Source organism: uncultured Campylobacter sp. (assembly GCF_938030145.1).
In the GTDB taxonomy this organism is placed as follows: domain Bacteria; phylum Campylobacterota; class Campylobacteria; order Campylobacterales; family Campylobacteraceae; genus Campylobacter_B.
Genome location: NZ_CALHGM010000014.1, coordinates 40,750 through 51,392, shown reverse-complemented (window position 1 = coordinate 51,392; position 10,643 = coordinate 40,750). Strand labels below are relative to the sequence as shown.

Sequence of the window (10,643 nt, the reverse complement as noted above, 5' to 3'; positions counted from 1 at the left end):
TCAAAAAATCGCGTCTGTTGAAATTTGATTCGCTCATCTTTCCCTCCATTTGAGAAATTCTTAGCTTAAGTTTAAGGTTCTAAACTAATTGTGCAATTTTAGTTTTATTTTTTACATAAGTCAAATATTATTTAGCGTATAATTATATAATTCTATAATTATAAATTGGAGGTACCAGATGAATTTACATCGTATGCAGCTCGTGCTTAAAGTTGCCGAATTTAGAAGTTTTACCGCGGCTGCCGAGGCTCTTAAAATCCCGCAACCCTCGCTATCGCAAAGTATATTATCGCTCGAAAAGGAGCTTAAAGTAGCGCTGTTTAATCGCTCCACAAACCCCGTTTCGCTCACGCGTGCAGGCGAAATTTACGTAAGTAAGGCTAAGATCATTTTTGAGATAATGGACGATCTAAACAGCGAAATTTCCGAGCTCGACGGTTCAAAAAGCGGCAAGATCCGCATAGGCTTTTCGCAAAACGGCTATAATCTGCTGCCCTTACTGCTACCGAAATTTTGTAAGAAATTTAAAGATTCGGATGTACAAATCATGCAGTTTTCATCAACGCTTAATATTCGAGAAATGCTCTTGCAGGGGGAGCTCGACGTAGGAATGCTAATACTTCCTATCGATATGAGCGGGCTTGAAGGCAGTGAAATTTTAAAACAAAAAACATATGTAGCGCTTAGCTCTTTGCATCCGTTGTCGCTTAAATTTAAAAATGAACCAACTCCTAAAATCGATATTTTGCAGCTAAAAAACGAGAAATTTATCCTGCCTAAACAGAATTTAAGAAGCGCCGAGCAGATAGATGCATTTTTTGCCTCCGCAGGCTTTGCGCCGAAAGTGCTGTGCCGCACAGAGACTTTCGACATCGCCAATGCCATCGTCGCAAGCGGCGCAGGAGCGTGCTTTAGCACACCGCAGATGATAAAAGAGGATAAAGCAGGCAGGATAAAGCTCTTTGACGTAGGCGCGCGCGAGCTCGATAATACGCTGATAATAGCCTACAAAAAAGGCAAACGTCTAAACCATCTAGCGCAGGCATTTATCAAAACTGCACGTAAAATTTCTAATGAAATTTAAAATTCATAGCTCGCAACGATAAATGAGAGATTGAGTTTTTGCAGCACTTTGCATTTCTTTTAGCTTTTGCATAAAAATTTTAGAGCAGATTTCGCTCAAACTTGGGATGAAATTTCAAACTAAGCTTAAATTAGAATTTTGTCAATAGAATTTTTTATTGCTAAAATTTCACTCACAATTTACGACGAAATTTAGTGCGAAATTCTAATTTTCACTCCATTTAAAATATCCAAATCCTTGTTATACACCTTGGTATCTACTTCAAAAATTCCAAGCAGCGTGTGAAAAAGATTATCGTGCGAAAAAGCATCATCCTTATGCGATTTAAGCGCGCCTAAATCGTATCTTTCGCGCATTTTTCCCTCACCCAGCCAAACGATGGCGCCGATATGCTTTTGCGCCTCGGGAGCGAAAAGATAGGGCATGCCGTGCAGATAAACGCCGCCCTCGCCGAGGCTCTCGCCGTGATCGCTCATATAGATCATCGCCGTTTCGTGCGTCTTAGAATACGGTTTTAAAAAATTTATAACCCTACTTAAAAAATAATCCGTGTATAAAATCGCGTTATCGTAGGCATTTGAAATTTCTTGCTGCGAGCAGTTCTCAAGCTCGTTATCGCGGCAAACGGGGCTAAATTTTTCAAATTCTTTCTTATAGCGCTTAAAATACGCAGGCCCGTGATTGCCCATCTGATGCAGCACGATTAACACATCTTTGTCCGCGCTTTCGGCGACAAATTTATCAAGCCCCGCAAGCATCCCCTCATCCCTGCACTCTACTTCGCAGATCGGATTATTTTGCGGAATTTTAAAATCCTGATATTTTACGCGCAGCGCCACACCCTTGGAATCTGAATTGTTATCGCGCCACAAAATCGCCATGTCATCAGCGCGGCTTAGTATGTCTAATACGTTTTGCTCCTCCGCAGCCTTTTCGACGCTAAATTCCTCGCGATTTAGCAGCGAAAACATGCACGGCACGCTTTGCGCCGTCGAAGTGCCGCAAGAATGGGTATTACTTAGGCTTACGACGCCCTGCTCTTTGGCTAGTAGCGGATTAGTATCTCGCTCGTAGCCGTTTAGCGAAAATCTATCCGCTCTCGCCGCTTCGCCCACGACTACGACGACGAGCTTTTTTGAGCTTGTGGAATTTTCATCGATATGCGCGTCCGTAGCGATTTGCATCAGAGGCTGCGAGCCTTGCTTTTTGGATTTTGCGACAAATTTAACGCCGCTGTAGATCCAATATCCGGGATTTGCGTAGCTGCGTAAAATTTTATGCTCTCTGAAAAATGACGCGTAGTATTTGCTAAATCCAAAAAGCAGCGCCGCGATGATTATTATGCAAATGCCCGCTGTTTTGAGCTTAGCTAAAATTTCAAATTTAAGCGGACGATAGCTAACGCGCGCGCGAGCAATCAGCACGCAGGGTAAGACGCCCAGCACCAGCACGTAAATCGCTAGTCTTGGGCTAAAAAGATCCGCTGACTCGGCAAAGTTCGTCTGGGCTGCGTTACGGATCATCTCCGAATCGATTACGACGTTATAGCTATCCATGAAATACGCCGTAAACGACGAAATAAAAAAGCAGATCATCAAAATCGGCTTGGTCGTATAACGCGAGCTAAAAATTGTAAAAAATAGCGTCAAAAAAGCAATCAAAGCCACCGCGTCGCAGACAAGATAGATAAAATTTAGTCCCGAGATTCCGTAGGCGTTTATGATATTTTTAAAAAACGAGAAGTTAAAAAATGCCACAAAAGCAAGCGAGCTTAGAAAAATAAGCTTCTGCTGCGACGGATTTTTAAAAAAGCTAGGCACGAAGCGTTCCTTGAGATAAAATTTCAAGTTGAAATTTTACGGCGTTTTGGTAAATGCTCGGAAATTCCGCGCTTCGTATCTCACAAATCGCAGCAAAATTTTTGTGAAATTTTAAAATTCCGCGCGCATTCATCTTATCTTCATCTTGGAATTTTAAAATTGCGCCATCCAAAATAAAATTTGGAAATAAAATTAAAAGGATTAAAGATGAAAAATCTTAAAGTTTTAGGCGCGCTCGCCGCTACATTCGCCCTTGCGGGTGCATTAAACGCAGGAAGCTTTAGCGAAAAGGATGCTAAAGTTTCATTCGATCAAGCGATAGGGATCGCGCAGCAAAACTTTGATGACGCGACTATAAAAAGCGTCGAGATAGATGACGAGCACGGAAGGCTCGTCTATGAGATCGAGTCGTATAAAGAAGGCAGCGAAAGCGAGATCAAAATCGACGCTCAAAGCGGAGAAATTCTAAAAACTCAAACGCAAAAGAAGCTAAAGCCTAGTAAAATTGATTATTCGCAGGTCAAAATCAGTGCCGCAGATGCCCGCGCCAAAGCACTTAGCGCAAATGCCGGCTGGGATTTTCGCGAGGTCGATTTGGAAAGTAACGGCGGTAAGCCTGCATACGAAGTCAAACTACGCCAAGGCATGAGCAAAAAAGAGGTGCTAATCGACGCCGCTACGGGCGAGCAGATCTTGCAGCGTCAAAAATAAGCAAAGGCGTGAGATGAAAAATCAAAGCTTAAAGAGCGGAGTGGACAACTCCGCCAAAACTAGCGAGGCTTTGGACGCTAGGGATTTTAGCATAAACGAAAACGCTGACTATGGCGCCCAAAATGTAGACGCGGCTAAAAATTTAGATGAAAATACGCAAGATTTTTCGGTAAATTTAGCGAGCGAAACAAGCGAGTGGAATCTCGCGCCCTGCGAGCAAAATTCTAAAGATTTTTCCAGCGTGGAATGTTGCAAAAATCAAAAAAATTCTTCGGAAGCGAAAGATTATAAGGACGAGTGGAATTCTTCGCAGACGCAAGACTTATCAAGTGCGCAAAATTTCGCTAGCGAGCAAAATTTCGCCGATACACAAAATTTTTCTGATACAAGTAATTTCGCAAGCGCGCGAGATTCTGCCAGCGCAGCAAGCTGCGCGGAGGTTTGTAATTCTTGCAAGCCAGTGCTTTGCAGCCGCTGCAAACGCGAAATCGCTAAGCAAAATTTCAAGCTTGGCTGCGTAGGATTTGGGCTTTTTGCGCTAAATATCGCAGCAGGCGCGCTAAATTTTTTAGGGCGATTAGGAAGCGTGGCGGATAAAAAGGCAAGCGAGATTAGAGCTAGGCAAAAGGCGCCTGCGAATTAGCGCAGCTCCCAACGCTACTGAAATTTGGCGGTGCATAAAGCAAGCGGGGTTTACACATCCAAATTTATGCGTTTTTGGCTAAAATGGCGGATTAGAATTAGCAAAATTTTAAAGGAGCGCTTTGAAAATTCTACTTGTCGAGGATGAAAAAGATCTAAATCAAATCATCGCAAAATGTCTGAAAAAGGACGGCTACAGCGTAGATCGCGCCTTTTGTGGTAAGGAAGCGTTAGAGCTTTTGGATGTCGCGAAATATGACGCTATCGTGCTTGATGCGATGATGCCCGTGATGAACGGCTTTGAATTTTTGAAGGCGGCGCGGGCGCGCGGACTGGGCACGCCGGTTTTATTTTTAACTGCGCGGGACGCCAAAGAAGATATCATCGCAGGGCTTGATCTGGGCGCAGACGATTATATGGTTAAGCCCTTTGATTTTCGTGAGCTTTTGGCGCGGCTTCGCGCAATTATCAGGCGTAAAAACGCTACTATGGATAACGAAATTATCATAGGGCAAGTGCGCCTAAATCTAAGCAAAAAATCGGTCGTCTGCGCGGGCGAGGTAGTGGAGCTAACGGGTAAGGAATATAGAATTTTAGAGCTTTTGATGCTAAATCGCGGTGCGATTTTGAGTCGAGAACAAATCGGCGAGAGCATTTGGGATTTTAGCGGCGAAGCAAGCTCAAATGTTATCGATGTTTTAATCAAAAATATCCGCAAAAAGCTAGGCGAGCACGGCGATATAATAGAAACGAAGCGAGGGCTTGGCTATGTCGTGGCAAAATAGCAAGATTTGTATCAAAATTTCGGCGATTGCGAAGCAGATTTTTGTCACTACGGCGCTTTTCATATTAAAATTCGTGCGAAATTTTAAACAGAATTTTACGCATAATTTTGCGTGTTTAAAGAAAAGCCGCAAGAAAAATCCCACGCAAAATATCGAGTTAAACCAGACGCTAAATTCTACTCAAAGCCAGGCGTCAAATTTTAAACGGAATTCCACGCAAAATCTGGCATCAAATTCCGCGCCGAATTTTGCTGCTACAAGCGCAACGCCTGATCTAGCGCAAAATTCTAATAGCGTTCTCGCGCAAAGTCAAGAACAAAATTTCGCGTCTAAAATCGCGATAAGAAATTTTACTCAAGCCTTATCTAGAGTATTTACAACCGCTAAAGAGAATTTTATCTCACACGCGCTACCTATCAGCCTACGCGTGACGCTTTATTACAGCGTATTTATTTTGGTGCTTGCAGGCGCTATTATCGGCATTTGCGGATATATTTTAGACGAAGTATCAGGAAGCTCCGTCAGCCAAAAAAAGCTTGCCCGCTTAGTGCAAAAAGCTGCGCGCGAGGAAAAATTTAAAAGCTTTGATGACGGTGTATTTTTCTACGAACATGACGGACAAGGCGGCGTAATCACAGGGTTTGTGCCTAAAGGCTTCGAGCCTGCGATGCCGCTCTCGCCTCAAGGCGCGCGCGAGGTGGAGCTTGATGACGACGAGTTTTTCTATTACGACGCGCAGATCAAAGGGCGCAGTGCATGGATACGCGGCGTCATCGCAGTTAGCGAGTTTGAGCTTGCGATGAAGCGCGTGATGCTGATCGCTCTTATCCTATCGCCGCTATTTGTGGTGCTCGTCATCTACGGCGGCTACGCGATCATAAAAAGAGCGTTTAAGCCCGTGCGCACTATGTCGCGTACAGCTAGCGAGATCGGAGCTAGCGGCGATTTTACGCGGCGAATAGAACTACCGCGAGGCAAGGATGAGCTAAGCGCGCTCGCAGCTACGTTTAATGAAATGCTAGCATCACTGCAAAGCGCGTTTGAGCGCGAGCGGCAGCTAAGCACCGATCTTTCGCATGAGCTGCGCACACCCGCTGCCGTCATACTGGCTCAAAGCGACTATGCCCTAGCCTATGAGCAAGACGCGAGCGAGGCGAAGGAGAATTTCGCTGTCATAAACAATCAAGCGCGTAAAATTTCGGCGTTAATAGAGCAAATTTTAGAGCTTGCCCGCTTGCAGCGCGGCGCGCGTTTGGCACCCGTAAGCTTAAGCAGAATCGCAAACGAGTGCGCGCAAGACTTTCAACTTTTGTGCGCACAAAAAGGGTTAAGTTTTAGCTCGCAGATAGCCGAGGGCGTGCGCGTAAACGGCGATGAGCTACTTTTGATCAGGCTGATTAATAATTTTTTAAGCAATGCTTTAAAATTTACGCGCAGCAGCGTCGTTTTAGAGCTTTGCGTCAGTGCAGACGCGTGCAAACTTAGCATAAGCGACGACGGAGAGGGCATTGAGCCTGCTTTGCAAAATAAAATTTGGGACAAGCTCTATCAAATAGAGCGCTCCAGAAATCGCGAGCAAAATAGTGGCGCGGGGCTCGGGCTAGCCATCGCCTCACAAATCGCAAAAATCCATGGCGCGCAAATTTCACTACGTAGCAAAGTAGGACGCGGAAGCAAATTTAGCGTGGAGTTTAAGAAGGTTTAGGCGGTTTTGTGGGCTTGGTGGCGTAAAGAAATGCTGGGCGGCGAAATTCTTAAAATTTTATCGCCTATTGTTGCTTAAAATTTAACGACTATAGCAGTATGTAGGGGCGATGGTGTAATTTTAAAATTAGGCCGGCGTCACCAATAATATCGGATGATTTTTGCGATAGTCGTGCGCTTTTAAATTTAAATGGGCCAAATTTCAAAATTTAGTTTTACCGCGAAATTCCGCGGCGAATTAATAAAACAAGGCGCAGCATTTTACCCTTAGGCGAAGTGATAAGGCAAGCGCTTTAGAGCTTAAGTGGGCCGGTACGGGTAATTTAAGAATTTTGAGGTATGCGGCAAAATAAGCCTTTGCTGAAATTTCACGGCGCAGCATTACAGGATAAACCTTTGCTAAAATTCTAAGACGCTACATTCGGCTCTAGGGAATTTAAATTTAGGAGTATCTAGCGACCGAGTAAAAATTTAAATACGGAGCAAAAAAGACAGACTGAGATTTAAGACCGCCTACATAAGCGAAATTTTGTATTTTTGCCCGCTTCGTCCTCGTAGCTTACGGCGATATAATCAAAGCCGTTTGCCTTACCTCGCCCCATGAGGCAGCCCCGCCGTTTATTAGTATGACCCTACCGCGCTCGTCGGTCTCGTAGTCGTAGTGGGTGCTATAGCCAAATTTTACGCGGATCTTGCACAGCGGTAGGTTAAATTTCACGAGCTCGCGGCGAGTTACTTTTTTTTGTGCCATATTCGTCGTAAAACATCGCGCTTTAGTTATGCGCAGTACTATCAAAAAGTAAAATTTTCTCGCCCGTTTTTACGCATTTGATTGCGAACTTGCGAGGCATGAGCTCGTCCTCATAAGTCTGCGGCGATGGACTTTTCTAAATTTTTCGCCCTGCCTAGGATCGTAATCGCCTTGCGCTCGCATATATTTACGCACCTGTAGCAAAGCGTGCACTCATCGCCGAATTGCGCCTTTTTGCAAGCGAGCTTTATTTTTTGCATCGGGCAGGGTTTGACGCAAGCCCCGCATCCGCTGCATCGCGATGGATCAAGGCTCGGCTTGCGCTTGGCAAAGGGGCTTTTATCCCAAATTTTCATCCAAAGTCGCTGTCCTAAAAACCCTGCGATACGACAGAGCGCGCCCAGCCCCTCTTGCGGCGGACGATTTGCGCTAAGCGCCTCTGCAACGCGTCTAACTTTAGTATCCGCCTCTTTGATTATGCGCTCGTTTTTCGCTTGCGAGTAGCCAAAAATCGCCACGTCGAGGATGAACGCGGGCATTTTGATATGAGCGCCGCCCGTTATGTTTGCGCCGAATCGTTTTAAAACTCTAGCCGCACACCCTGCCCCATCGCCGCTGAAAATCTCCATCGTAGCGAGGATGAATACGTTTTTGCCGCTAAAGCTCGCGCCGTTTTGGTAGAGGAAGTCGCGCACGATACGCGGTAGGTCGCTAAAATAGATAGGATACGCCAAAATGACGTCGTTGTGGTGCTTTAAAAGCTTGCCGCAAGCCTCGCTCTCGATCGAGACACAGACGCCACCAAGATGAGCGATGAGCCTACCCGCGCAATGCTTCGTGTTGCCCGTGGCGCTAAAATAGATCGCTATCATACCCGTCTCCCAAGCGTACTTTATGTGACGAATTTTAGCGAAATTTAGCGTCGTTGATTGTTAAATAGATGAAATTTTACGCAAAATGCGCATGAAATTTTAAAATTTGATCGTGCACTCATGCCGCTACGGCGTCATAAAAGCGGCGTTTAAATTTAGCTTTTACCTAGTGTGCGCGATACGCACAAAACAGGGCTTACGCAGCGCAGACTCGGGCGACGCCGTAGAGTTTTGGCGCTACAAAATTTAAAACTCCCGCGTTATGAAATTTTAAAATTTTATGATTTGAAATTTTACCGTCGCGCCGCCGCGGGCGGCGAACGCACTCTCGTCCTTAGGCGTTACGACTTGGGCAACAAAGCCTTTTATGCTGTACGCATTTTACTGCTTCACGTACCTAGCCTTGTAAACCGCTACAGACCCTGCCGCCGCTCTACGTAGGATTTACGGATTGTGTGCTGTGCCCTACTTCGCGTAAGTCCTTCTCAAGCATTTCGGCGCAAAGCATGTATGGCTACTTCGTGTCGAAATTTTGAGGCGCTAAATTTAAGCCCCGATTGTTTCGCCCGCGATCATTCCAAAAACCATACAATCAAGGATCGCGTAGGTTCCGAGCCTGCTCGCGCCGTGCACGCCGCCGGTCACCTCGCCTGCAGCCCAAAGCCCTGGAATCGGCTCGTGAGTAAGGCTCGAGACGACCTGAGCTTTGGTATTGATCTCAAGTCCGCCCATCGTGTGGTGTACCTTCGGCATCGTGCGGCTTGCGTAAAACGGCGGTTTGGAAACGTCGATGCCGTCCAGCTTATCGACAACCTTGCCAAATTCCGGATCTTTACCGGCTTTGACGTAAGAGTTATAATCCGCGACGGTCTTTAAAAACGGCTCCAGCGGCAGGTTGTAAGCCTTCGCAAGCTCCTCTAGCGTGTCAAATTTCTTCACGACGCCCGCTTCTAAAGGCCTTGATGTATAGACCGGATTACGCGCGGCGACGGCTTGAGAGTCGCAGACGTTTACCGGATAGTTGTCGTTTTTCTCGCTCTCGCCGATAACCTTAAAGCAAGCATCCGCCTTGATCTTGCGCCCTGCGTGCTCGTCCATAAAGCGTTTGCCGGTCTTTGGATCGACGGTTAGACCGTAGGTGTCGCAGCAGTGGTTGGTGAAATTTACCGCGGCGCCGAAGCCCTTTTCGTCGGGCGAGCAATACGGAAGGAACTGAATCCACGACGTTAAAAGGGTAAATGCACCGATTCTATTTGCCGCTAGCATCGCTCCCGCCGAGCTTCCAGGGTGGTTGGTGCTGTCTATGCTAGGTACTACGCGCGGATCTTGGATCTGGCGGTACCATAGATCGCGTCCGTATCCGCCCGAGGCTAGCAAAACGCCGTCTTTAGCTTTATAGCTCTTTTTCTCACCGCTTTTATTTTCCAGATCGTCGCTAAAGAGCTTTGGATCAAATTTATACTCCTCGCGCGCTTCTACGCCCACGACGCGGCCGCTGTCATCCACGATGAAATCGTCAAATTTCGTGCGAGTTTTGATCGTGACGTTAGGATCGTTTTGAAGTTTACCCATCATCGGCTGGATGTAGCCCGAGCCCGAGCCGTTGGTTGATTGCAAGCTTCTTGCGACGCTGTGGCCGCTCTCAAAGATCAGCTTATCGCTAAATTCCACTCCGCAGCTAGTTAAAAGATCCACCGCATCGTTGCTGCGATCAAACATCACGCCTAAAAGATCGGTGTGGTTGAGCCCGAGCCCGTCTTTTACGGCATCGGCGATAAAAAGCTCCTTGCTATCCTTGATGCCTTGTGCGACTTGAAATTTATTCATCGGAGCGGCCATATTTCCGCCGTTGATGACGGAATTTCCGCCCGCGCGACCCATCTTTTCTAAGATAAGCACCTTTTTACCGCGCCCGCTAGCTTTAATCGCCGCAGCAAGTCCCGCAAAACCGGTGCCGATGATGACGATATCGTATTCCTCGTCAAATTTGACATCCTTAGCGTTTTGCGCCGCACTTGCGCTACTAGCCCCTAGCGCAAGTGCTCCGGCGCCCACTGCGCTAATCTTTAAAAAACTACGTCTTGATACGTCTTGCATTTGCAACTCCTTTAATTGAAAGTGTATATTTAAAAGAAATGATAACTCGAATTTAAATGTAAGTCAAATAGAATAACTTTATAAATAGATAGTAAAAAGCTATGAAATATAGGCATTGATATAAAATTTTGAAATTCGGCGGGCGAGCGGAATTAAAATTTTAAAATTTTATCAGGC

Annotated in this window: 9 protein-coding genes; 5 read left to right on the top strand and 4 right to left on the bottom strand. The window is 46.0% G+C overall.

The genetic code is table 11. The features are described from left to right. Positions 1 to 178: 178 nt before the first annotated feature. Positions 179 to 1,084, top strand: a complete 906-nt coding sequence (locus Q0323_RS03625) for a LysR family transcriptional regulator (RefSeq protein ID WP_298051586.1) — start codon at positions 179 to 181, stop codon at positions 1,082 to 1,084. 191 nt (positions 1,085 to 1,275) lie between these two features. Here Q0323_RS03625 and Q0323_RS03620 read toward each other — a convergent pair whose 3' ends face one another. Continuing rightward, complete coding sequence (locus Q0323_RS03620; protein WP_298051585.1) at positions 1,276 to 2,904, bottom strand: phosphoethanolamine transferase; 1,629 nt, start codon at positions 2,902 to 2,904, stop codon at positions 1,276 to 1,278. Between the two features lie 207 nt (positions 2,905 to 3,111). Between Q0323_RS03620 and Q0323_RS03615 the strand changes: the two genes are divergently transcribed. The 4 genes from Q0323_RS03615 (at position 3,112) to Q0323_RS03600 (ending at position 6,747) form a co-directional block, all read left to right on the top strand. Next, positions 3,112 to 3,615 (top strand): PepSY domain-containing protein, encoded by a 504-nt coding sequence (locus Q0323_RS03615; protein ID WP_298051582.1) that lies wholly within the window; start codon positions 3,112 to 3,114, stop codon positions 3,613 to 3,615. 13 nt (positions 3,616 to 3,628) lie between these two features. Beyond that, a complete protein-coding gene (locus Q0323_RS03610) occupies positions 3,629 to 4,258 on the top strand; it encodes a hypothetical protein (RefSeq protein ID WP_298051579.1) in 630 nt (209 codons plus the stop codon). A gap of 121 nt (positions 4,259 to 4,379) precedes the next feature. Beyond that, positions 4,380 to 5,042 (top strand): response regulator transcription factor, encoded by a 663-nt coding sequence (locus Q0323_RS03605; RefSeq protein WP_298051577.1) that lies wholly within the window; start codon positions 4,380 to 4,382, stop codon positions 5,040 to 5,042. After that, positions 5,026 to 6,747, top strand: a complete 1,722-nt coding sequence (locus tag Q0323_RS03600) for a HAMP domain-containing sensor histidine kinase (protein WP_298051574.1) — start codon at positions 5,026 to 5,028, stop codon at positions 6,745 to 6,747. The genes Q0323_RS03605 and Q0323_RS03600 overlap by 17 nt, the downstream gene beginning before the upstream one ends. A 558-nt stretch (positions 6,748 to 7,305) precedes the next feature. Here the strand turns inward: Q0323_RS03600 and Q0323_RS03595 are convergent. The 3 genes from Q0323_RS03595 to Q0323_RS03585 all read right to left on the bottom strand — a co-directional run bounded on the left by Q0323_RS03595 (position 7,306) and on the right by Q0323_RS03585 (position 10,466). Continuing rightward, positions 7,306 to 7,497, bottom strand: coding sequence for a hypothetical protein (locus tag Q0323_RS03595; protein ID WP_298051573.1), 192 nt, complete (start codon positions 7,495 to 7,497; stop codon positions 7,306 to 7,308). Between the two features lie 110 nt (positions 7,498 to 7,607). Continuing rightward, positions 7,608 to 8,369 (bottom strand): EFR1 family ferrodoxin, encoded by a 762-nt coding sequence (locus Q0323_RS03590; RefSeq protein ID WP_298051571.1) that lies wholly within the window; start codon positions 8,367 to 8,369, stop codon positions 7,608 to 7,610. Between the two features lie 546 nt (positions 8,370 to 8,915). After that, entirely contained in the window at positions 8,916 to 10,466 is a 1,551-nt protein-coding gene (locus Q0323_RS03585; protein ID WP_298051569.1) for a flavocytochrome c, read from the bottom strand. Between the last annotated feature and the right edge of the window lie 177 nt (positions 10,467 to 10,643).

Bases quoted from the DNA above. Each gene is read 5' to 3' on its own strand.
- Q0323_RS03625 (WP_298051586.1), top strand. From the start codon at position 179: ATGAATTTACATCGTATGCAGCTCGTGCTTAAAGTTGCCGAATTTAGA.
- Q0323_RS03615 (WP_298051582.1), top strand. From the start codon at position 3,112: ATGAAAAATCTTAAAGTTTTAGGCGCGCTCGCCGCTACATTCGCCCTT.
- Q0323_RS03610 (WP_298051579.1), top strand. From the start codon at position 3,629: ATGAAAAATCAAAGCTTAAAGAGCGGAGTGGACAACTCCGCCAAAACT.
- Q0323_RS03600 (WP_298051574.1), top strand. From the start codon at position 5,026: ATGTCGTGGCAAAATAGCAAGATTTGTATCAAAATTTCGGCGATTGCG.
- Q0323_RS03595 (WP_298051573.1), bottom strand. From the start codon at position 7,497: ATGGCACAAAAAAAAGTAACTCGCCGCGAGCTCGTGAAATTTAACCTA.
- Q0323_RS03590 (WP_298051571.1), bottom strand. From the start codon at position 8,369: ATGATAGCGATCTATTTTAGCGCCACGGGCAACACGAAGCATTGCGCG.
- Q0323_RS03585 (WP_298051569.1), bottom strand. From the start codon at position 10,466: ATGCAAGACGTATCAAGACGTAGTTTTTTAAAGATTAGCGCAGTGGGC.